This is a genomic window from Paenibacillus sp. FSL M7-1046 (assembly GCF_038007405.1).
In the GTDB taxonomy this organism is placed as follows: domain Bacteria; phylum Bacillota; class Bacilli; order Paenibacillales; family Paenibacillaceae; genus Paenibacillus_AQ.
Genome location: NZ_JBBOXB010000001.1, coordinates 969,683 through 989,954, shown reverse-complemented (window position 1 = coordinate 989,954; position 20,272 = coordinate 969,683). Strand labels below are relative to the sequence as shown.

The window sequence follows — 20,272 nt, the reverse complement described above, 5'->3', positions numbered from 1 at the left end:
ATTTAAGAAAGTATAGCTTAACAATTATGCTTTCGATTATTCTTGTTTATACTTTTTTATAGGGGGAGTTCTATGACTGTGAGCCAAAATGTCTTTACGAATGAGGAACAGAAGAAGCCGCAGAAGTCGGGGGCTTTGAAGACCGCCAGACTGGCCCAGCGGATCATTATGATGGTGCTCGGGGCGGGTATGATGTCTGTTGCACTGGAGATTTTTCTTGTTCCCAATCAGTTGATTGATGGCGGAATTACAGGTATTTCTATTATGCTGTCCGATATTTTTGACATCCCGCTCGGGATTTTGCTGACGCTGCTTAACTTGCCGTTTCTGGTTATAGGTTATAAGCAGATTGGCAAAACCTTTGCCTTATCCACATTATTTTCCGTAGTAGTAATGTCCATCGGTACTCAGCTGCTCCATCCTGTAAATCCCATAACGGTGGAACCGCTGCTTGCCGCAGTGTTTGGGGGCGTCATTCTCGGCGTGGGTGTAGGACTCGTTGTACGTTACGGGGGATCACTGGATGGTACAGAGATTGTTGCCATTCTCGTGTCTAAGAAGCTGCCGTTTTCCGTAGGTGAGGTAGTTATGTTTTTCAACCTGTTTATTCTTTCAAGCGCAGGTTTCGTGTTCGGCTGGAATAATGCGATGTTTTCTCTAATTGCTTACTATATTGCGTTTAAGCTGATTGATATTACGCTTGAGGGGCTTGATCAATCCAAGTCGGTATGGATTATCAGCGATAAATTCCGTGATATCGGCGAAGCGCTGACCGAGCGTCTGGGACGCGGTGTTACCTATCTTGATGGGGAAGGCGGCTTCTCCGGTGAGAACAAGAAAGTGATTTTTGTGGTAATCACCCGTTTGGAAGAAGCCAAACTGAAGTCGATTGTTGAGGATTGGGATTCCGATGCCTTTATCGCAATTGGCAATATCCATGATGTTAAAGGCGGCCGCTTTAAGAAAAAATCAATCCACTAGCGATTCTCACAACCTGAACGCTATCCGAAGGAAGGTATATTTACGAAAGTCAGAGTAATCAATAGGGCGGTTGCGTTTGGCAGCGCCGTATTCTCATATATAATACCTTCCGTCCAAAAGCTGGACGCCTGATAAGCCCGCAGCCTGAAAAGGCAGTTGCGGGCTTATTGCTGCTTCAGAATTAAGGGAGCCGGGAGATAATGTTCTCTACCGGCTGAGGCGGTACACCAACAATTAAATCGCCCATGCGGTTGAGGCGTTCCTCAATATTCAGCAGATGAAAATCTGCAGGGGAGACATTGCGCTGCACCTCTTCCCATAAGAGGGGGGTAGAAACGGTGGCCAGCGGTCTGGCACGCGGTGTATAAGGAGCGGCAAGGGTTTTGCCTCCGTAGTGCTGAAGATAATCAAAATAAATTTTGTCTCCGCGGTGTTTCTTCAGCCGCTCCAGGGTGAACAGATCGGGGCGTTTCTCGGTGACATAACGTCCCACAAAATGCCCGATCTTGCGCAAGTCATCAAAAGTAACACCAGGCCGAATAGGAATGATGATCTGCACACCTGTGGCCCCCGAAGTCTTCGGAATGGAAGCCAGTCCCAGTGATTTCAGCACTTCACCGACAGTAGCGGCCGCTTCCATGATCCGCGGCTCCACCTCAAGGGAGGGATCAAGATCAATCATCCATTCACAGGGAAGCCCGCTTCCCGCATAATGCAGGGAAGGATGAAACTCCAGTGCAGCCAGATTGCCCAGCCAGAGCAGCTCTGGCAAGCCCTGAAGCACGATATAGTTAATTTTGTCCTGTACCGCCGTTCGGACAAAGTCCGGCAGGGGGTCCGGGGCGTTTTTTTGATAAAAGGACATGCCGGAAATGCCGTGGGGGTAGCGAATTACCGTCAGCAGCCGGTCCCGGCAATAGCGCAGCAAATAAGGGGAGAGTGCGGCCAGCTTTTCCAGATAGATCCGTTTGGTAATCCCTGCCTCGGGCCATAATGGTTTATCGGGGTTCGTTATCGTAATTTCTTGTCCGGCTACAGTAATGGAGCCTTTGATCGTTGCCGGCATGCCGGATTCCTCCCTTCCTTCCTCGTACATAGCTACAGTGCACAATTTTTGCGCTTGATTCCTTGTTTCTAATTACCCCTTCTGCTCTATCCGGCAAGACTGCGGCGGCAGATCTACTTGTGCCTGGATGACCGGTTGGCGAAAGGTACCGGAGCTGTTCCATTCCAGAAAATGAAGCTTGAAGACCAGCTCGGGCTTGATCCATACCGCATCCTTACTGCGCTGGGGCAGTGCTGCAAAAGGCATCTTCGGGACGGTGAGGCGGTGGGCTGCCGCAGTCACGTTCCGCCAATTTGCCGCCGTCATTCTGCCCGCTCCGGCATGACCGATGTAATGCAGCTTACCTTTGTCATCGTACAGGCCGAAGAGCAGCGCATTTACAATCCCGTCACGAAAGGTTACCCCGCCGGCGACGGCAGTTACATCGGAGATGATTTTCCGCTTCTGCCAGCGTTTGTCTTTCCCTCCCGGCGCGTAAGTACTGTTCACGTCCTTGCATACGATGCCTTCCAGACTGCCGCTCTGGGCTGCGGAGAACAGCTCCGCCGGATTGGCATAGCTCGGCACATTCTGGACGTGGGGATGGGGCAGCAGCATTTCATTTAAGTACTGCTGCCTCCTGGATAAGGGCTGATCGAGCAGCCATAGTCCGTTGCAATACAGGATGTCAAACACCATATATAGAACCGGAACCTGCGGTCTAACCGCCCGGATGGCTGCTTCATTCTTCAGGCTATCGCGGCGCATGACCTCATGGAAGGAGGGTTTGCCGCCACTGAGCGCAATGACTTCTCCGTCCAGGATAAAAGAGCCGGCCCGGCAATAGCTGCGGGGCTCGGCCAGCTCGGGATATTGCGGCGTGCGGCGGTTGCCCCGGCGGTTAATGAGCTCTGCATGGCTGCCATCGTAATAAGAAAGCATGCGTACACCGTCCCATTTGATTTGTGCGATCCACTCGCCGCCGGACGGAAGCTGCGCGGCCAGTACAGGCTCAAATGGAATGACTGGCTGCAGCTTCATAGCAACCCCTCCTAAAGGAAATATAAGCGAATAAGCTTAGGAAACCGTGTCTTTGCTCTTGGCGCTGCGGCGTTTCGGCTTAGGTGAAATGACCGGAATCGGTCCGGTTGCTTCGTTAAGCACAGCGGCTGCAGGAGCGGCGGCTGTTGTTTTGGCCTTGGCGTTTTTTTTCCTGGCAGCGGCTGTTTGCGGTTTGGCCGCAGAACCGGACGGGGAGGGCCCGGGGTCGGTCGGGATATGCTGAACCGCTTCGATGCTGGCCTGCAGCGCGGCCATCAGGTCGATTACATTGCTCTCCTGCCGCGCCGGAGCAATATGGAATTCTTCACCGGCAATTTTATGGGAGATCAGATCCAGCATCCGCTGGCGGTAGTCATCGGTATATTTTGCCGGCTCGAACGGTGTGGACAGCTGGGAAATGAGCAGTTTGGCCATATCCAGCTCCTTGTCATTGACCATTCCGGCTTCCGGCAGGCCTGGAACCTGGGAGACGGGCCGCACCTCGTCGGGATAATAGATGGTTTCAATCGCCAGGCAGTCTGACAAGACGCGGATGGCGGCGAGACTGCTTTTGGAGCGGATGGAAATTTTGGCAATGCCGATCTTTCCGGTCTGGCGCATAGCTTCCATCAGCAGCCGGTAGGCGTTCATCCCGGCCTGATCGGGAGAAAGATAATAGGTCTTTTGAAAATAAATCGGGTCGATCTCCGTTAAATCCACAAAGTCCAAAATGGTGATGCTTTTGCTGCTCTCCTCGGTAAGCTGATCCAGCTCCTCTTTGTCGAAGAGGACAAATTTCCCCTTCTCATACTCATAGCCTTTGCCAATTTCTTCCCAGGCTACTTCCTTGTCACACACGGGACATTTGCGCACGTATGACAGCGGACTGCCGCATTCCTTGTGGATATAACGCAGGGAAATGTCCTTATCCTCCGTGGCGGAGAACATTTTGACCGGAACATGTACAAGCCCGAAGCTGATGGCTCCTTTCCAAACGGTATGCATGGATATCGCCTCCTGATAATAAGTGCTTTGGCTTAGTATGGGGCGGCGGGGCTTTTTCTAGCCGGATGCATTTTTTGCGAAGCATGGGAAAAAATAAAGTCAGCAAACCTTGAAGGATGAAAAAAGAATCAGGAACGCAGCGGAGGTATTATATGGGGCGTGGACCGAATGAATGGATCGACAGCTTATCGGAGCAGGACATTCCGGCAGAGGTCGTGGATTGGGAGAACATTATTGCGGTACGGGAGGACAATGGGTTAAGTGATGAGTCAGAGCACCTCGATGCGGTAGCAACGATTGGTGAGCCGCCTGCTGCCGAGGAGGAGACAGAGGAACATTGACCTTAGTGTGATGTTGTGAAGGAAAAGAATCAAGCTAGGGCGTGAAAAAACGTATATTTACAAAAATAAAGAGCAAGCTTCCCGAAGCTATATTAGTTGAACTAAAGAACTACCTAGAGGCAAAAGCAGCGGAGGGGAATTTTGGAACTGTAGGAGCGATAGTGACCGCCTGAAAGCTTTCCGCAGGAAAGCTCGCTTCGAAAGCATAAGCAAGTTTACGGATTTCCATCGCTAAGAGCGGTTATTCATCAAGAAATCTGTAGACAACAGCGGCCGGAAGTCCAAATATTCACCGCAGTTGCGTTCTATGCCGGCTCGGTAAATCTAAAGTTCAACTTATATAGTTGTGTACGATGATAATCAATGGAGCATATGCTCACAAAACTTTAAGGAGCCAAAAAAATGGATGTACAGCGGGCGAAGGCTATTTATGCCTCCAAAGAAATGATCTCCGTGCATTTGGATGGAGAGCCGGTATGGATTGAGCATGTTGATGCGGATAATGGCATGGCTACGGTACAGGTCGGCTCTCGGCCGACCAATACGCATACCGTTGGTGTGGAACGGCTGGAGGAGCAGGGAAGTTAGAATTAATGGCAGGCAATGAACCCAACCGGTTGAAGGGTATCCCCTATTCAATCGGTTTTTTGTATTTGGCAAATTGTCGATGCATGATTATGAAACCGTTAGAATAAGTGGACTCGCATAACCTGCTCTTCCTGCGCCCGGGAACGGATAACTGCACTTGCAGCATAAGAAAGACCGGCAACGGGGGCTTTGCTGCCGAGGGAAAGGAGTAGAGCAGGTTGTTGCGGTAGCAGTACCATACCGATATAATTAAGAGTATTGTTACCGGTAAGGTATATTCTAAAAGGTGGTAGTTGCAGCTTGGACAATATTGTTGAAACGGTGTTTACTTACCGTTCTTACAGCTTGCAGGATACGGAGCTGCTCGCTGCCGCTGTCGCTGCTGCTTCAACGGCGGGGATGGTTATCGGCCTGGACGGCGATTTGGGTGCGGGCAAAACGGCATTCTCGCAGAGGTATGCCCGCCATTTGGGCGTACAAGGGATTGTAAACAGTCCTACTTTTACAATTATTAAAGAATATGAAGGCAGATTGCCGCTGTATCATATGGATGTATACCGGATTTCGCTTCAGGAAGCGGACGAGCTGGGGCTGGATGAATATTTTTACGGACAGGGCGTTTGCCTGGTGGAATGGAGCAGCATTATACAAGAGTTGATGCCGCCGCGGCATCTGCATATATACATGGAAACAGCCGGGCCGGACGAACGACTGATCACGGTTACCGGAATCGGAGAGCCTTACGGCGAGGTCTGCCGGGCTCTGATCCAGAAGTGGGGTAAAGAAAGATGACGAATGAAAATAAAGAGCCGCGCAAGCGGTTTTTGTCGCTGGATACATCAACGGCTGTCCTGGGTGTAGCCATCACCGGAGACGGCAGGCTTTTGCATGAAATTAATGCATCCGGGGAGCGGAACCATTCGGTCCATCTGCTGCCGATTATTCAGGAGGCGCTGCAGGCTTCGGGAACTACCCCCGACATGCTGGGAGGAGTCTCCGTCGGAGTCGGACCCGGTTCCTATACGGGAACGCGCATTGCGGTTACAGCAGCGAAGACGCTGGCCTGGGCCTGGAAGGTTCCGGTAGCGGGCGTGTCGAGCCTGCATGCACTGGCCTGGGGCGGCCTTGGCGCCGCTCTTGCGCAGCAGCGCCCGGAAGCCGGAGGACAGGTGCCGGAGAAGGCCGGGAACGGCCCGGACTGGATTATTCCGCTGCTCGACGCGCGCCGGGGCCAAGCATATACGGCGTTGTTTGCCGCCAATGGCGATGAGTCCCCGAAGCGGCTTGAGCCCGATGCGATCCGCCTTATGGCAGACTGGGTGCTGCAGCTGGAAGAACGGCTTAAGCAGGCAGCGGCAGAGGGCGTAAAGCCGCGTATCCTGTGGTTTGTCGGGGAGACCGAGCTGCACGGCAGCGAGGAGAGCCTTCGTACATTGATGGAAGAAGGTTGTGTGCGGGCCGTACCTTATGAGCTGGAGGGCCGCTGGACAGGCTTCCTTGGTGAGGAACGGCTGCTGGCGGGAAGTGACGATATTCACGGGTTAATCCCGAACTATACCCAGCTTTCCGAAGCGGAAGCGAATCTGCGCCGGAGCAGTGAAGGGAGCCTGAACAAAAGATGACGGAATCGGAGCCAATTAGAGACCAGGGTAGCGAGCTTATTTTCCGCCTGATGAAGCTGGAGGATATTCCCGAAATTCTTGTAATTGAGCGGGAAGCCTTCACTATGCCATGGACCGAGGAAGCGTTCCGCAACGAGCTGACGCATAATCATTTCGCTAAATATATGGTTATGGAGCTGGAGAGCCATATTATCGGGTACGCCGGAATGTGGGCAATTGTGGACGAAGCCCATGTGACGAACATCGCCCTGCTCGAGGCCTACCGGGGACGCAAATGGGGGGACAGGCTGCTGGATGAACTGATGAAGACAGCCGCTTATTTAGGCATGAAGTCGATTACGCTGGAGGTGCGGGTCTCCAACGAGGTAGCCCAGAATTTATATCGAAAAAAAGGCTTCCGGCCCGCGGGTACCCGCAAGGGCTACTATTCCGACAACCGTGAGGATGCGCTTATTATGTGGGCGGATCTGCCGGAGTACGAGGAGCATGGAATGATGGAAGGAAGCGTGGATCTGAAATGAAGACAGAAACGGGCGGAGCTCAGCCTGTACTTATATTAGCTATTGAAACCAGCTGTGACGAGACATCGGTCGCGATTATCAAGGACGGCAGCGAGGTGCTGTCGAATATCATTTCAAGCCAGATTGAGACACACCGCGCGTTCGGCGGTGTAGTTCCTGAGGTGGCTTCACGCAAGCATGTCGAGGTTATAACGCTGGTCATCGAAGAAGCGCTGGCTGCGGCGGGTGTTGAGCCGCAACAGCTGACCGCAGTTGCCGTAACGCAGGGTCCTGGGCTGGTAGGCGCGCTGCTGGTTGGCGTAGTTGCGGCCAAGAGCCTTGCGCTGGCCTGGGGCAAGCCGCTGATCGGCACGCATCATATTGCCGGGCATATTTATGCCAACCGGCTGGTCAAGGAATTGCAGTATCCCTGCATGACTCTTGTAGTGTCCGGGGGACACACTGAACTCGTGAATATGGAACGGGAAGGGGAATTCCGGATCATTGGACGCACCCGTGACGATGCAGTAGGCGAGGCTTATGACAAAGTGGCGCGGGCGCTTGGTTTTCCTTATCCCGGCGGCCCCCATGTAGACCGGCTGGCCCGGGAGGCGGAGGAAGCTGTGCCGCTGCCGCGGGTCTGGCTAGAGCCGGATTCCTATGATTTCAGCTTCAGCGGTCTGAAGTCGGCTGTGCTGAATGTAGTCAATCAGAGCAAGATGAAGGGGCTCACGCCGGATGTTGCCGGCATCGCCCGCGGTTTCCAGGAGTCGGTTGTCGAGGTGCTTGTAGAGAAAGCCGTGCGTGCCGTAAAAGCCTGCGAGGCCAAACAACTGCTGCTGTGCGGCGGGGTTGCTGCGAACAAAGGCTTGCGTGAAGCGCTGATTGCCCGTTGTGACAGGGAAAAGATCGAACTGATCATCCCGCCGCCGGTGTACTGCACCGACAATGCGGCGATGATCGGCGCGGCGGCCTATGTCAAATGGGTACATGACGGAGACACACCGCTGGACATGGTGGCCGATCCCGGCTTGTCGCTGGAGAAGTGGTCGGTAGCCGCCTATTGACAGCATCTGGAGCCGCGGGTATAATCAAAGGCAATTAAACGAAACAAAACGCGATGAATGGAAGCAGTAAGGAAACTCCGGGATAAGAGAGCTGCGGGCAGGTGCGACGCAGTCGAAGGAGCCCTGAACTCGTCCGGGAGCGGAGCGGTGGAAGCAGGGGCCTCCTGTTCACAGGAGTGTTGAACGGCGTGCAGGATTGCCGTACCTTTCGTACACCGTTACGGGTTACCTCCGTGAGAGGGTGGTCGGGTAAGACAGGCGGAATTATTATGAGGCCGGATGATCTTGCTTGGCTGTAAAGTGGATATCTTAGGATGGCAGAGGTTTGGCTGATCCGTGATATCAACAAGAGTGGTACCGCGAAGGTTAACAGCCTGTCGTCTCTTGAATGAGATGGCAGGCTTTTTTGTATGGATTTTCAGGGTTCCAGAGGTCAAAATCAATATGAATACACGCAATGAACGGGAGCAGTAGATGACGAAGGTGAACAGAGAGCTGCGGGGTGGTGCGACGCAGTCACCGGAAAACATTGAATCTCGCCCGGGAGCGGAGCGGCGGAAAGGCATGAGGTACGCCGCAACGGTTGTCCCCGTTAACGGACCTTCATGTATCGTGTCCGGTTCCTTATGGAACCGGACACGATACATGGGGAAGAGCTGGACGCAGCTGGGCTTGGCATTACCAGGAGCCTATGTGTCAAAAAGAGTGGTACCGCGGAGGGGTGACCCGCCGTCTCTTTATTGAGACGGCGGGTTTTTGCGTTGTTCAGGAGGTGAACGGGGGACCGGACACCTCCGGTAACGGCGTTTGAGAGTGACGGCTTTCCGCATGCTGCGGGAGGTCCACTCTCTACTTGCTGCCGGCAGCAGTGGGCGGGAAATCAGCAGAGCCGCAAGTCGACGTGCGGTTCTGCGCAGGAAGTGCCAGGGAAGAACACGTAAGACCTGACTGGAAGACAAAGTGTGAGACAGACAGGATGACAATGTGTTAGACAAAATGTAATACAAGCGGCAATACAAAAATGTAATCCAAAATGTATTCCAAAATGTAATACAAAAGCTCAGACCACCACGCTGACCAACTCAGCAAAATGCATACTCACACTAAGGGGATGCGGTTACGCAACCCACTTTCAGGAGGTTATTCCATGATTATTCCGGTGAAGAAACGTATACAGATTTTTGACACGACACTGCGAGACGGTGAGCAGGCCCCCGGTGCGAGCCTGACTCCCGAGCAAAAGATAATATTGGCCTACAAGCTCGCCGAACTGGGTGTCGATGTGCTGGAGCCGGGTTTCCCGGTCTCGAGTCCGGGTGATTTTGCAGCGGTGGAGACGATTTCCCGCAAGGTGGAGGGCGTAGAGATTTGCGGCTTCGCCCGCGCGGTCAAAGGTGACATCGATGCCGCAGTCCGGGCAACCCGGGACGCGCAGCGCCGGCGGATTCACCTGTTCATCTCCTCTTCCGACATTCACCTGCGCCATCAGCTGCGCAAGAGCAGACCCGAGGTGGTTGCAGCCGCCCGTGAAATGACAGCCTATGCCCGCCAGTTCTGCGATGTCGTGGAATTTACCGCCATGGATGCCGCACGGACAGGGATCGACGATCTGATCGAGATGGTGGAAGCGGTCATTGAAGAAGGGGCGACTATTATTAATCTGCCGGATACAGTCGGCTATGCGCTGCCGCAGGAATACGGAGAGATGTTCCGCCGGGTGCGGCTGGGTGCCAGAGGCGGCGGGAACGTGAGCTACAGTGCCCATTGCCACAACGATTTGGGCCTTGCTGTAGCGAACAGCCTGGCAGCGATCGCGGGCGGCGCGACCCAAATCGAGGTCACGGTTAACGGCGTTGGTGAACGTACAGGCAACTGTGCATTGGAGGAGTTGGTTATGGCTCTGGAAACCCGCGGGGACGTCCTTGGCGCAGAGACGGGAATCGTTCTCGATAAGCTGTACGATACTTCCCGGATCATCAGCGGGGCGATGCATTTTCCGATTGCCTACAACAAGCCGGTTGTCGGCAGAAACGCCTTCCAGCATGAATCGGGGATTCATCAGGACGGCCTGCTGAAGGACCGCAGCACCTACGAGATCATGGACCCTGAACGGCTGGGCATTCCGCGCAGCATGATCATTCTGGGTAAGCACTCCGGCAGACATGCGCTGAAGGACCGGGCGGCGAAGTACGGTATTGCCCTGGATCCGGCAGAGCTTGACGCGCTCTACGAATCCTTCAAGGAGACCGCTGACCGTCAAAAGGCTGTCAGCGACGACGAACTGCTGCGGATGGTCAGCAGCACAACAGGGCAGCAGGCGCAGGTCTACGGGCTGGGCGAGGTTCAGGTGCTGGCCGGCAGTGCGCCGCGCCGTGTAGCTGCTGTTACGGTGCATCACCTGAAAAGCGGCAAGGAGACCTCGCATACCAGCACCGGCAACGGTCCGCTGGAGGCAGTCATTGCAGCGATCGCGCAAGGCATCACTGAACAGATCCGCTTTGACGGTCTGGAGCTGCATTCGCTCGGCAGCGGTGAGAACGCCCAGGCTGAGGCTGCCGTTATGGTGGAATGGGCAGGCTGCAAATTCCGGGGGACAGCGATCCATCAGGATATTGTAATGGCGGCGGGGATTGCCTACATTGCTGCGTGCAATTCGGCGCTGCTGTCTGCCGGGGAAGAGGCTGATCCGGTGGCAGCGGAATTTCAGGCCGCGGAATCCTAAAGGAGCGCGAAGAATCCTCATCAGGCCGTTGAGTTTTCTGACTGAGGAATACATGGAAAGGCCCTCATCCTGTGCACAGCAGGATGAGGGCTTTTTACTGCTGGAGCACCTCTAATTTTTTTGGCGAAAAAGGTAGAAAATTAGCGAATGCATCTTTTGTCAAGATGTGGACAACGTTATCCACATATTCTGTCCGAGTTGTGTAAAAACCGTGTAAAATCAGCAATAACGCCCTTTTTTTGAAGCATCAAAATGCTGATTTCTCCAGAGGACATTTCTTGTGGAAATTGTGGATAATGTGGATAATTCGGTGGATAAAAAGTCCTTGACAACGAAAATAGCGATTTTACGCCTAAAAAAAGGCCCCAAGGGCCTTTTTGAAGCGTGAGTTATACACGAAATCTGTGGATGAGCTTGTGGATAAGTATTTTTGAACAAATCAGAAACACTTAAAAAATATTTATTTAACACATTTACATTATTCGTCAGCAAGGTTTTCCCATTCGCTAAATAATTCTGTAAGATTTGCTTTCTTGCTCTTCAGGTCGCTTTCATGTTCTTGAAGCGCCATATAGTCCTGATAAACTTCAGGTTTGGTCATTTCATTTTCGACACGGGCGATGTCTTCCTCAAGCCGGGCAATGTTCTCTTCCAGCTCGGAAATCCGCCGCTGGCGGTTGCGTTCCTCGCGTTTGGCCTGTTTGTCGGCTTCATAGGAAGAAGCGGTGCCTTTTTCTGCTGCTGAAGCTTCGATGTCAGCATTCCGGGACGCTTTGGCAGAGGCAAGTTCGGCTTCCTCCAGTGCGATGTCTTCAAGCTCCTTCTTCTTCTCGACATAGTCGTCATAATTTCCGAGATATTGGTCGATGCCGCCGGGGTGAAGCTCCAGAACGCGCTCGGCCATTTTATTAAGAAAATAACGGTCATGGGAGATAAAAAGCAGCGTCCCCTCGAAATCGATTAGCGCCGATTCCAGCACTTCACGGCTCACCAGATCCAAATGGTTGGTCGGCTCATCGAGAATGAGCATGTTCGCACCGCGCAGCATGAGCTTCGAGAGTGCTACCCGTGCTTTCTCGCCGCCGCTGAGGGCAGCGACTTTCTTCAGGACATCCTCGCCGCTGAACAGGAAGTTGCCGAGGATAGTGCGGATTCGCGCTTCTTCCAGCATCGGGTACTCGCTCCATAACTCTTCCAGCACCGTATTGCGCGGATTCAGCCGGGTCTGTTCCTGATCGTAGTACGCGATTTTCACTTTTGTTCCCCAGTTGACCGTTCCGGCCGAAGGTTCGCGCGTGCCAGTCAGGCACTGCAGCAGCGTGGATTTACCGATCCCGTTCGGGCCAATCAGCGCCGCAGTTTCGCCGCGCCGCAGCTCGAAGGAAGCGTGCTGAAACAGCGGTGCCGATTTTTCGCTGAAGGCCACAGCGACGTCACGGAGCTGCAGCACCTCTTTGCCCGACATGAAATCAGGCTCGAAGGAGAAGCTGGCCTTCTTGAGATCCCCCAGCGGCTTGTCGAGGCGGTCCATTTTGTCGAGTGCTTTGCGGCGGCTCTGCGCACGCTTGGTGGTGGAGGCGCGCACGATATTACGCTGCACGAAATCCTCCATCCGCGAGATTTCATCCTGCTGTTTCTCATATTGCTTCATGCGGATTTCATACTCTGCAGCTTTCAGCTCCATGTAGCGGCTGTAGTTCCCGGTGTATCTCCGGGACTGATGCCGTTCAATTTCAACGATGGTCGTGACCAGCCGGTCGAGGAAATACCGGTCATGGGAGACGACCAGGATGCCGCCGGCATAGCCGCGCAGGTAATCTTCCAGCCAGGTGAGCGTCTCGATATCCAGATGGTTGGTCGGCTCATCCAGCATGAGCAGATCCGGAGCCTGAAGCAGGATACGGGCCAGTGCCAGCCGCGTCTTCTGCCCGCCGCTTAGCGTCGCGATAGGTGTCTCCGGTGCAAATTCACCGAAGCCCATACCATGAAGCACGCTGCGAATCCGCGTATTCATCTCATATCCGCCGTGGTCCTTGAACCAATCCGAACGTTTGGCATACCGTTCCAGCAGGTCCTCATAGCGCTTCGGATCCTCCGCGAGCCGGGGATCGGCGATACTGGCTTCCAGCTGCCGCAGCTCGGCTTCCGCTTCAATCAGCGGAGCAAAGACAGCCAGCATTTCCTCCTGAATGGTCTTGTCCGACTGGAGGCCGCTGTTCTGGGCCAGGTAGCCGATTGTGGTTTCCTTGGATTTATGAATTTGCCCGCTGTCAAAAGACATCTCGCCTGCGAGAATCTGCAGAAAGGTGGATTTGCCGGCGCCGTTGACGCCGACGAGCCCCACTCTTTCCTTCTCGTTTACTTGCAGACTGATGCCGTCCAGCACGCTTTGTATACCATATGATTTCGTAATTCCTGTCGCTTGAAGAAGCATACCGATGAAACCTCCGCCCTTGCTTATTTCGCCTCGGCTTTGAACGCTTCGGCCATATTACTTACTTATTCTATAGTTTACATGAAAAGCGTTTGCGGCGCGAGAGGTAGACCCCAGCGTCCGAAGGGGAAATCCGGGTACTGGAGCGAAAAATAGTTGGGTGATGATTCGTATAACAACGTGATTCAAGCTACCTTGGCGAACCGGGGAGAAGAGTGGTAAACTGAGTTTACAAACTATGATAAGCTAGGTATATGAACAAGAGGAGGCGGCTGCTTATGACGGGCCAAAAGCTCCCGCTAGCTGAGTGGAAGCGGGAGCTTCGCGCGGAGAAAGCCGCCCTCCGTGACAGTCTGTCCTTGGATCAGAGGACGTTCTGGTCTTCTCTGGCCTGCAGTCATGCATCAGAATGGCTCCGGCAGGAAGGAGCATCTTCATTCATGGCCTATGTTTCGTTCCGCTCGGAGCTGGATACCCGTCCGCTTATCACCGCGGCTTGGGCGCAAGCACGTAAGGTAGTGCTACCCCGGGTAATTCAGGCCAGCGGAAGGATGAGCCTGCATGCGGTAGCTTCCTGGGAGGATTTGGCGCCGGGAGCTTACGGGATCCAAGAGCCGATTACCGGCGCTATAGAGCTCCCGTGCCCTGAGGGAGTGCCGGATGTTGTATTCGTGCCGGGGCTGGCCTTCGACCCCCGGGGCGGACGGCTCGGTTACGGGCGCGGCTACTATGACCGCTTGCGGGCAGCTTGGGAAGCGGAGCTTACGGAATCCGCCAGACCGCCGGTATGGGCCGGACTGGCGTACGGACAGCAGCTGGTGCAGGAAGTGCCGATGGATGACCATGATGCCTATATGGACATGCTGATTACGGAAGACGGCATTATTCATTGCCGGAAGGAGAGGGAGCTGTGGAGTTAACCCATTTCAATGAGCAGGGCAGAGCGCGCATGGTGGATGTCAGCGACAAGGAAATTAGCAAGCGGACAGCTGTCGCGCGGAGCAAGGTGCAGATGGACCCGAACACGCTTGCGGCCATTAAAGCGGGCAAGATCGGCAAAGGCGATGTTATGGCTGTTGCCCAGGTTGCCGGAATTATGGCCGCGAAGAACACCTCCAGCTGGATTCCAATGTGCCACCCGCTGCCGCTTACCGGTGTTGATATCAGCTTCTCGGATAACAGCGAAGATGAACTCTATATAGAAGCAACCGTCAAGACGACCGGAAAGACCGGAGTGGAGATGGAGGCGCTGACTGCGGTTTCTGCGGCGGCGCTGACTGTATATGACATGTGCAAGGCGCTGCAAAAGGACATGATTATCGGTCCGACGATGCTGGTATCCAAGAGCGGCGGGAAAAACGGAGATTACGCGCTGGAAGCATAGGAGTGGCAATAGGCTTAGCGCAACAACAGATACCTGAGTGTCATTCAGAGTATTACCCGCGGACGTATTTATTTGCTAAAAAGGGCGGCGCAGCCGTTCTTCTTGGCGGAAAGTGCGAGGAGGCAGCGCAATGCAGGCCTTCCATACATAATACATAGAGAGGGAGGGACAACCTATGGCGTGGAAAACAGCAATCCTGACGGCCAGCGATAAGGGGGCCAGGGGCGAACGGGAAGACACGAGCGCCCAGGTTATTCGGGAACTGGTGGAAGAGGAGCTCGGCGGTGAGATTATTGAGTACCGGATCGTGCCGGATGAGCAGGATGAGATTATTGCTGCTTTGATTGAACTTACGGATTATTTCCAGGCGGATCTGGTGCTGACTACCGGAGGAACTGATCTGGCGATTCGTGATGTTACGCCGGAAGCTACACGGCGTGTGATTGAGCGGGAGGTGCCCGGCCTCTCTGAGGCCATGCGCAGTACCGTCATGCAGAAGAACCGCTCGGTTATGCTGTTCCGCGGCATTTGCGGCATTCGCGGGAGAACGCTGATCGTTAATTTGCCGGGTACACCGAAGGGTGTCCATGAGAATCTGGCAGCGATTATGGATCAACTGCCTGAAGCACTGCTCATGGTAACCGGCCAGTACCGTCAATAAAGTTGTCAATTCCAGTCCTGTCACAGAAATCATCCCGGATAACAGATGGATGTGTGACATAAGTTATGGTATTATTAATTTATTGTTAACGATATCATGAACGGACAAAGTGACAAGGAGGAATGACTATGCTAAACGGTATTGGTGCTCCCGGAATTATTTTACTGGTCATTTTAGCGCTATTGCTCTTTGGCCCCAACAAGCTTCCTGAGCTTGGCCGGGCAGTCGGGCGGACCTTCCGCGAATTTAAGGACGGGGCGCGTGAAATTATCAGCGAACCTGAGCCGGCCAAGAAGAGTGAGGCTCCTGTTCCGCCGGCCCCGCACATATTAGCAACAGAACTCCCGCAGGACAGACGCCTGCCGGAGTAATACCATCCATTACGCGGGGGCGTTTCTCTCAGTTCTGTTTCAGACTGGGAAGACGCCCTTTTTTTCTGCCATTAATCATGCTATACATATGTCAATTGGGTGGTGTCTGTCATGACTCTGGAACCGGAAGAAATGTCGGTAGTTGAACATCTCACCGAACTGCGTAGGCGGATTATCTACGTGCTGATTGTTTTTGTAGTGGGTCTCATAGGCGGACTGTTCGTCGCCAAACCGATCTATTTATACCTGATCCATGCGGACCATGCCCAGGGTTTTGTACTGCATGCCTTCTCTTTCTGGGATGGCATTGGCATGTACATGAAGATTGCCATGGCAGTTTCGCTAACGGTATCCCTGCCTTTCATCGTCTATCAGCTGTGGGCTTTCATCAGTCCCGGGCTGCGGCAAGTGGAGCGGAGTGCGGCTTTGCGGTATGTGCCCTATGTGTTTATCCTTTTTCTGCTGGGCATTGCCTTTGCCTATTACATTGTATTTCCGATGGCGCTGTCGTTTACCATCTCGATCACCCGCGGCATGGGACTGGAAGAAACCTACGGAATCGCACAGTATTTCAGCTTTATGTTCAGCTTGGTGATTCCGCTGGCTCTGCTCTTTGAGCTGCCGCTGCTTGTTATGTTCCTGACGAAGCTGAGAATTCTCAATCCGCTGCGGCTGCGTAAGATGCGGAGATACGCCTATTTTGCGCTCGTCTTCATCGCAGTGGTCATCACACCACCCGATTTCATCTCGGACTTTTTGGTGACGATCCCGCTGCTGGTGCTGTATGAGTTCAGCGTGTTTCTGTCTGCGTTCGTTTACCGCAAGCAGCTGGCTATGGACAACGAGCGGGAGGCGCGCTACGTCAGGAAAGAGTAGGCCCGGCGGGGAGAAGACTCCCGCAGGGCTGCTCTGCGGCTGTGGCCGGCTGCTGCAGTTGGGGCTGGCTTCTGCCAGCGGGATACAGGGCATATCCTATTGAAACTCCATACTAACAGCAGATTGGCGAGGCTCAGTATCCGAATGGCGGAGAAACGTTCGTTGCCCTGGCAATCCGCAGCATATTTTATTTTCTGCTGGATAGAATGTAAGAGAGTATGTGTCGGACAACCTCCGAAACCATATTTTTCCCAAAAACAGATCACAATTTACGTAAAAGGACTTGAAATCCGTCCCCAAGTTGAGTATCATAAAAATTGTTGTTAGCACTACAGAGGGTTGAGTGCTAATGCTGCTCGAAAATATGGGATTAGCGCTTAAAAGCTGCGCTTAAGACGATATTTTCATAACTGCCGCATGAATCCTTGGGATTCACCGGTACCCTATCTATGTTTTCAAGGTAAACAACATAATTTCAAAGGAGGCTATTTTTCATGATCAAACCACTAGGTGAACGCGTATTGGTAGAACCAAGCGAGCAAGAGGAAACCACTTCTTTCGGGATTGTGCTTCCGGACTCCTCTAAGGAGAAACCGCAAGAGGGTAAAATTATCGCTGTAGGCAGCGGTGTATTGAAAGACGGAGTGCGTATACCACTCGAAGTTAAAGAAGGCGACCGCGTGATTTTCTCGAAATATGCCGGAACTGAAATCAAATACGAAGGTAAAGAATATTTGATTATGAAAGAAAGCGACATTCACGCGATTCTTGACTAAGAAGACCGTTCATAAGTTATAGCTAAATTACTTACACAAAACTAAGCGATGCTTTCAAACGCCAGTTTTGCACGATACCGTTTCAAGAAGTAACGCTCACATAACTTAAGCGTGTGCTTTCGAAGTGATTTTTGTCGAAGCCAATTCAGTGAGGTAACGTTCACAAAAATTTAGGAGGTTAATTACACAATGGCAAAAGAAATTAAATTCAGTGAAGACGCCCGCCGCTCGATGTTGCGCGGTGTTGATGCTTTGGCAAATGCGGTAAAAGTTACACTCGGACCTAAAGGCCGCAACGTGGTGCTTGAGAAGAAATTCGGCAGCCCGCTGATCACCAATGACGGTGTTACCATCGCCAAAGAAATCGAACTTGAAGATGCATTCGAGAACATGGGCGCACAGCTCGTTAAAGAAGTTGCTACCAAAACCAACGATGTAGCTGGTGACGGTACTACAACTGCAACTGTTCTGGCACAAGCCATGATCCGTGAAGGCCTGAAGAACGTAACTGCAGGCGCTAACCCGATGGTTATCCGCAAAGGGATCGACAAAGCGGTTAAAGCAGCTGTTGCTGAACTGCAGAATATTGCCAAACCAATCGAAGACTCCCAGGCTATCGCTCAAGTAGCTGCTATCTCCGCTGCTGACGATGAAGTGGGCCAACTGATTGCTGAAGCTATGGAAAAAGTCGGCAAAGACGGCGTAATCACCGTTGAAGAATCCCGCGGATTCCTGACTGAGCTTGAAGTGGTAGAAGGCATGCAGTTCGACCGTGGCTATATTTCCCCTTATATGATCACTGATACGGACAAAATGGAAGCTGTTCTGGAGAACCCGTACATCCTGATCACCGACAAAAAAATCAGCAGCACCCAAGAAATTCTTCCGCTGCTTGAGAAGATCGTACAACAGGCGCGTCCGCTCGTAATCATCGCTGAAGATATCGAAGGCGAAGCACAGGCGATGCTGATCGTGAACAAACTGCGCGGAACATTCAACGCTGTTGCTGTTAAAGCTCCTGGCTTTGGCGACCGCCGCGAAGCTATGCTGCAGGACATCGCTGCCCTGACTGGCGGCCAAGTGATCACCGAGAAGCTTGGACTGGACCTGAAAAGCACTTCTATCGAACAACTGGGTAACGCCCGTCAAGTGCGTGTAACCAAAGAAAATACTACAATCGTAGACGGAAGCGGCGACAAAGCGGACATCAATGCACGCGTAAGCCAAATCCGTTCCCAACTGGAAGAAACCACTTCCGAGTTCGACAAGGAAAAACTGCAGGAGCGTCTGGCTAAATTGGCCGGCGGCGTAGCCGTTGTTAAAGTAGGCGCTGCAACTGAAACAGAACTTAAAGAACGCAAGCTTCGCATCGAAGATGCCCTGAACGCAACCCGCGCTGCGGTTGAAGAAGGTATCGTCTCCGGTGGGGGTACTGCTCTTGTGAACGTATATGCTGCTGTAGCTGCTGTAAATGCAGTAGGCGACGAAAAAACAGGCGTGAACATTGTACTGCGCGCTTTGGAAGAGCCTGTCCGCACAATCGCAGCAAACGCTGGTCAAGAAGGTTCCGTAATCGTGGACCGTCTGAAAAAAGAAGCTATCGGCATCGGCTACAACGCTGCTACCGATGAGTGGGTGAACATGTTCGAAGCAGGGATCGTTGACCCTGCCAAAGTAACTCGTTACGCGCTGCAAAATGCAGCATCCGTAGCTGCAATGTTCCTGACCACCGAAGCTGTCATCGCTGACAAACCGGAGCCTGAAAAAGGCGGCGGAATGCCAGATATGGGCGGCATGGGCGGTATGGGCGGCATGATGTAATTCGTCTACACAACCTTATTTATCCAAAGAAACGGGACCTTCACAGGTCCCGTTTTTTTGTTGTCCGGATGCAGCAGGAATGATTAATAGTTCAGGTGGAACGGAAGCGATTCTAACAAAATACTATTTTACCCAATCAAAATCATAAAAAAAGAATAGATTACAATATACGATCTTCCGGCTCGAAGCATGATATGTCTTGTGCCGAAAGGTTGGACAGGTTGAGCAGATTATGCTTAGACCCGAAAACAACAGGAATCTCAGACCAACAACGAACGGGGGGATGATGATGGATTTGAACGCATTGACTGGCCTATTTAACGACAACAGCGGTTCAGTCGTGCTCAATGTCCTTCTCTCTATTGCATTAATCTGGAGCGTTAGGCAGTTAGCCAGTAAGGAAAAGATCATTCAGAACTATCAGAAACGCGATGAGGAGAACGAGAAACAGCTTAACCAATACAATCGTACACTCGTCAAACTTCTAATAGAAAGAGGGAGCACCGATAAAACCAATGGTGAGGAGGTCGTCGACAAGTGAAGCTCCTCGATATATTCAGAAAGAGCGAGATCAAACCCAGTCGTGTAAAACGGGAGATTGAAAAACTAGGCAGAATCCAGGAAGCCTATGAATCGAATGATATCGAAAGCCTTATTGACCTGCACCGTTCCGGCTTAGGCAAGAGAGGAGATGACCTTCATGGAAATTATTGATTTAACTATATTCACACTGGAAGCCATTGCATTTTTCGTGTTCACCGCCTATGTGATCCGTTACAGTAAATATTTCATCGGACGCGGCCCGCAGCGGAGTTATAATTTGTACCTCCGCAGTGTATGGGTGACCTACATTACCGTCGCGCTGCTCTGCCTCAATCTGATGTGGGGCCGGTTGAATATTGTTTTTGGATACAACATAGAGAGTACTTCCAATAGTTTCAGAGAGTTTGTTATGATCCTGACCCTGCTCCTTCTAGTGCATGCAGGTTGGACGCATAAGGACATTTGGGAGAGCAATAAAGACAAATAAGCCACCT

Annotated in this window: 22 protein-coding genes and 1 other annotated feature; of the genes, 18 read left to right on the top strand and 4 right to left on the bottom strand. The window is 52.6% G+C overall.

Annotated features, from left to right (window positions below; all coding sequences use genetic code 11):
• Nucleotides 1-72: 72 nt before the first annotated feature.
• Nucleotides 73-981 (top strand): YitT family protein, encoded by a 909-nt coding sequence (locus NYE29_RS04180; RefSeq protein WP_076113494.1) that lies wholly within the window; start codon nucleotides 73-75, stop codon nucleotides 979-981.
• A 181-nt stretch (nucleotides 982-1,162) separates the two neighbouring features.
• Here NYE29_RS04180 and ligD read toward each other — a convergent pair whose 3' ends face one another.
• The 3 genes from ligD to ku form a co-directional block, all read right to left on the bottom strand.
• The gene (gene ligD, locus NYE29_RS04175) at nucleotides 1,163-2,047 is read right to left on the bottom strand and encodes a non-homologous end-joining DNA ligase (RefSeq protein WP_076113495.1); all 885 of its coding nucleotides are present in this window, start codon (nucleotides 2,045-2,047) and stop codon (nucleotides 1,163-1,165) included.
• 72 nt (nucleotides 2,048-2,119) lie between these two features.
• Nucleotides 2,120-3,067, bottom strand: coding sequence for an ATP-dependent DNA ligase (locus NYE29_RS04170; RefSeq protein WP_076113496.1), 948 nt, complete (start codon nucleotides 3,065-3,067; stop codon nucleotides 2,120-2,122).
• Nucleotides 3,068-3,103: 36 nt separating this feature from the next.
• Nucleotides 3,104-4,072 carry a non-homologous end joining protein Ku gene (gene ku, locus NYE29_RS04165; RefSeq protein ID WP_076113497.1) on the bottom strand — a complete coding sequence of 323 codons (969 nt, stop codon included), beginning with the start codon at nucleotides 4,070-4,072 and terminating at the stop codon, nucleotides 3,104-3,106.
• 116 nt (nucleotides 4,073-4,188) lie between these two features.
• Between ku and NYE29_RS04160 the strand changes: the two genes are divergently transcribed.
• The 7 genes from NYE29_RS04160 (at nucleotide 4,189) to NYE29_RS04130 (ending at nucleotide 10,912) form a co-directional block, all read left to right on the top strand.
• Nucleotides 4,189-4,413, top strand: coding sequence for a hypothetical protein (locus NYE29_RS04160; protein ID WP_340894534.1), 225 nt, complete (start codon nucleotides 4,189-4,191; stop codon nucleotides 4,411-4,413).
• A gap of 402 nt (nucleotides 4,414-4,815) precedes the next feature.
• Nucleotides 4,816-5,001 (top strand): H-type small acid-soluble spore protein, encoded by a 186-nt coding sequence (locus NYE29_RS04155; protein WP_076113499.1) that lies wholly within the window; start codon nucleotides 4,816-4,818, stop codon nucleotides 4,999-5,001.
• 300 nt (nucleotides 5,002-5,301) lie between these two features.
• Nucleotides 5,302-5,793, top strand: a complete 492-nt coding sequence (gene tsaE / locus NYE29_RS04150) for a tRNA (adenosine(37)-N6)-threonylcarbamoyltransferase complex ATPase subunit type 1 TsaE (RefSeq protein ID WP_445322152.1) — start codon at nucleotides 5,302-5,304, stop codon at nucleotides 5,791-5,793.
• Complete coding sequence (gene tsaB, locus NYE29_RS04145) at nucleotides 5,790-6,623, top strand: tRNA (adenosine(37)-N6)-threonylcarbamoyltransferase complex dimerization subunit type 1 TsaB (RefSeq protein WP_340894533.1); 834 nt, start codon at nucleotides 5,790-5,792, stop codon at nucleotides 6,621-6,623. Before tsaE ends, tsaB begins: the two co-directional genes overlap by 4 nt.
• Entirely contained in the window at nucleotides 6,620-7,144 is a 525-nt protein-coding gene (gene rimI, locus NYE29_RS04140) for a ribosomal protein S18-alanine N-acetyltransferase (protein ID WP_038586681.1), read from the top strand. Before tsaB ends, rimI begins: the two co-directional genes overlap by 4 nt.
• The gene (tsaD, locus tag NYE29_RS04135) at nucleotides 7,141-8,190 is read left to right on the top strand and encodes a tRNA (adenosine(37)-N6)-threonylcarbamoyltransferase complex transferase subunit TsaD (RefSeq protein ID WP_340894532.1); all 1,050 of its coding nucleotides are present in this window, start codon (nucleotides 7,141-7,143) and stop codon (nucleotides 8,188-8,190) included. The genes rimI and tsaD overlap by 4 nt, the downstream gene beginning before the upstream one ends.
• 448 nt (nucleotides 8,191-8,638) lie before the next feature.
• Nucleotides 8,639-8,930: a binding site (T-box leader), on the top strand.
• A gap of 407 nt (nucleotides 8,931-9,337) precedes the next feature.
• Entirely contained in the window at nucleotides 9,338-10,912 is a 1,575-nt protein-coding gene (locus NYE29_RS04130; protein ID WP_340894530.1) for a 2-isopropylmalate synthase, read from the top strand.
• A 478-nt stretch (nucleotides 10,913-11,390) separates the two neighbouring features.
• On the opposite strand, the gene NYE29_RS04125 is transcribed toward NYE29_RS04130, so the two are convergent.
• Complete coding sequence (locus tag NYE29_RS04125) at nucleotides 11,391-13,346, bottom strand: ABC-F family ATP-binding cassette domain-containing protein (protein WP_076113502.1); 1,956 nt, start codon at nucleotides 13,344-13,346, stop codon at nucleotides 11,391-11,393.
• A 278-nt stretch (nucleotides 13,347-13,624) separates the two neighbouring features.
• On the opposite strand from NYE29_RS04125, the gene NYE29_RS04120 reads away from it, so the two are divergent.
• The 10 genes from NYE29_RS04120 to NYE29_RS04075 all read left to right on the top strand — a co-directional run bounded on the left by NYE29_RS04120 (nucleotide 13,625) and on the right by NYE29_RS04075 (nucleotide 20,265).
• Nucleotides 13,625-14,266, top strand: coding sequence for a 5-formyltetrahydrofolate cyclo-ligase (locus NYE29_RS04120; RefSeq protein WP_340894529.1), 642 nt, complete (start codon nucleotides 13,625-13,627; stop codon nucleotides 14,264-14,266).
• Nucleotides 14,257-14,730 (top strand): cyclic pyranopterin monophosphate synthase MoaC, encoded by a 474-nt coding sequence (moaC, locus tag NYE29_RS04115; RefSeq protein WP_076113504.1) that lies wholly within the window; start codon nucleotides 14,257-14,259, stop codon nucleotides 14,728-14,730. Before NYE29_RS04120 ends, moaC begins: the two co-directional genes overlap by 10 nt.
• 175 nt (nucleotides 14,731-14,905) lie before the next feature.
• Nucleotides 14,906-15,391, top strand: coding sequence for a MogA/MoaB family molybdenum cofactor biosynthesis protein (locus NYE29_RS04110; protein WP_076113505.1), 486 nt, complete (start codon nucleotides 14,906-14,908; stop codon nucleotides 15,389-15,391).
• Nucleotides 15,392-15,519: 128 nt separating this feature from the next.
• Nucleotides 15,520-15,762, top strand: coding sequence for a twin-arginine translocase TatA/TatE family subunit (gene tatA / locus NYE29_RS04105; protein ID WP_038586698.1), 243 nt, complete (start codon nucleotides 15,520-15,522; stop codon nucleotides 15,760-15,762).
• Nucleotides 15,763-15,873: 111 nt separating this feature from the next.
• Complete coding sequence (gene tatC / locus NYE29_RS04100) at nucleotides 15,874-16,638, top strand: twin-arginine translocase subunit TatC (RefSeq protein WP_038586700.1); 765 nt, start codon at nucleotides 15,874-15,876, stop codon at nucleotides 16,636-16,638.
• Nucleotides 16,639-17,132: 494 nt separating this feature from the next.
• The gene (gene groES / locus NYE29_RS04095; protein WP_340894527.1) at nucleotides 17,133-17,414 is read left to right on the top strand and encodes a co-chaperone GroES; all 282 of its coding nucleotides are present in this window, start codon (nucleotides 17,133-17,135) and stop codon (nucleotides 17,412-17,414) included.
• Nucleotides 17,415-17,603: 189 nt separating this feature from the next.
• Nucleotides 17,604-19,235, top strand: coding sequence for a chaperonin GroEL (groL, locus tag NYE29_RS04090; protein WP_038586705.1), 1,632 nt, complete (start codon nucleotides 17,604-17,606; stop codon nucleotides 19,233-19,235).
• 232 nt (nucleotides 19,236-19,467) lie between these two features.
• Nucleotides 19,468-19,776 (top strand): hypothetical protein, encoded by a 309-nt coding sequence (locus NYE29_RS04085; RefSeq protein WP_144024455.1) that lies wholly within the window; start codon nucleotides 19,468-19,470, stop codon nucleotides 19,774-19,776.
• The gene (locus tag NYE29_RS04080) at nucleotides 19,773-19,949 is read left to right on the top strand and encodes a hypothetical protein (protein ID WP_156130817.1); all 177 of its coding nucleotides are present in this window, start codon (nucleotides 19,773-19,775) and stop codon (nucleotides 19,947-19,949) included. Before NYE29_RS04085 ends, NYE29_RS04080 begins: the two co-directional genes overlap by 4 nt.
• Nucleotides 19,936-20,265, top strand: a complete 330-nt coding sequence (locus NYE29_RS04075; RefSeq protein WP_076113506.1) for a hypothetical protein — start codon at nucleotides 19,936-19,938, stop codon at nucleotides 20,263-20,265. The genes NYE29_RS04080 and NYE29_RS04075 overlap by 14 nt, the downstream gene beginning before the upstream one ends.
• Nucleotides 20,266-20,272 lie beyond the last annotated feature (7 nt).

Excerpts from the sequence above, each read along its gene's own strand:
- NYE29_RS04125 (WP_076113502.1), bottom strand. The coding sequence starts at position 13,346 with ATGCTTCTTCAAGCGACAGGAATTACGAAATCATATGGTATACAAAGC.
- NYE29_RS04180 (WP_076113494.1), top strand. The coding sequence starts at position 73 with ATGACTGTGAGCCAAAATGTCTTTACGAATGAGGAACAGAAGAAGCCG.
- groES (WP_340894527.1), top strand. The coding sequence starts at position 17,133 with ATGATCAAACCACTAGGTGAACGCGTATTGGTAGAACCAAGCGAGCAA.
- NYE29_RS04130 (WP_340894530.1), top strand. The coding sequence starts at position 9,338 with ATGATTATTCCGGTGAAGAAACGTATACAGATTTTTGACACGACACTG.
- NYE29_RS04155 (WP_076113499.1), top strand. The coding sequence starts at position 4,816 with ATGGATGTACAGCGGGCGAAGGCTATTTATGCCTCCAAAGAAATGATC.
- groL (WP_038586705.1), top strand. The coding sequence starts at position 17,604 with ATGGCAAAAGAAATTAAATTCAGTGAAGACGCCCGCCGCTCGATGTTG.
- NYE29_RS04170 (WP_076113496.1), bottom strand. The coding sequence starts at position 3,067 with ATGAAGCTGCAGCCAGTCATTCCATTTGAGCCTGTACTGGCCGCGCAG.
- NYE29_RS04110 (WP_076113505.1), top strand. The coding sequence starts at position 14,906 with ATGGCGTGGAAAACAGCAATCCTGACGGCCAGCGATAAGGGGGCCAGG.
- ku (WP_076113497.1), bottom strand. The coding sequence starts at position 4,072 with ATGCATACCGTTTGGAAAGGAGCCATCAGCTTCGGGCTTGTACATGTT.
- rimI (WP_038586681.1), top strand. The coding sequence starts at position 6,620 with ATGACGGAATCGGAGCCAATTAGAGACCAGGGTAGCGAGCTTATTTTC.
- tsaB (WP_340894533.1), top strand. The coding sequence starts at position 5,790 with ATGACGAATGAAAATAAAGAGCCGCGCAAGCGGTTTTTGTCGCTGGAT.
- NYE29_RS04075 (WP_076113506.1), top strand. The coding sequence starts at position 19,936 with ATGGAAATTATTGATTTAACTATATTCACACTGGAAGCCATTGCATTT.
- tatC (WP_038586700.1), top strand. The coding sequence starts at position 15,874 with ATGACTCTGGAACCGGAAGAAATGTCGGTAGTTGAACATCTCACCGAA.
- tsaD (WP_340894532.1), top strand. The coding sequence starts at position 7,141 with ATGAAGACAGAAACGGGCGGAGCTCAGCCTGTACTTATATTAGCTATT.
- NYE29_RS04120 (WP_340894529.1), top strand. The coding sequence starts at position 13,625 with ATGACGGGCCAAAAGCTCCCGCTAGCTGAGTGGAAGCGGGAGCTTCGC.
- NYE29_RS04085 (WP_144024455.1), top strand. The coding sequence starts at position 19,468 with ATGCTTAGACCCGAAAACAACAGGAATCTCAGACCAACAACGAACGGG.
- ligD (WP_076113495.1), bottom strand. The coding sequence starts at position 2,047 with ATGCCGGCAACGATCAAAGGCTCCATTACTGTAGCCGGACAAGAAATT.
- tatA (WP_038586698.1), top strand. The coding sequence starts at position 15,520 with ATGCTAAACGGTATTGGTGCTCCCGGAATTATTTTACTGGTCATTTTA.
- NYE29_RS04160 (WP_340894534.1), top strand. The coding sequence starts at position 4,189 with ATGAAAAAAGAATCAGGAACGCAGCGGAGGTATTATATGGGGCGTGGA.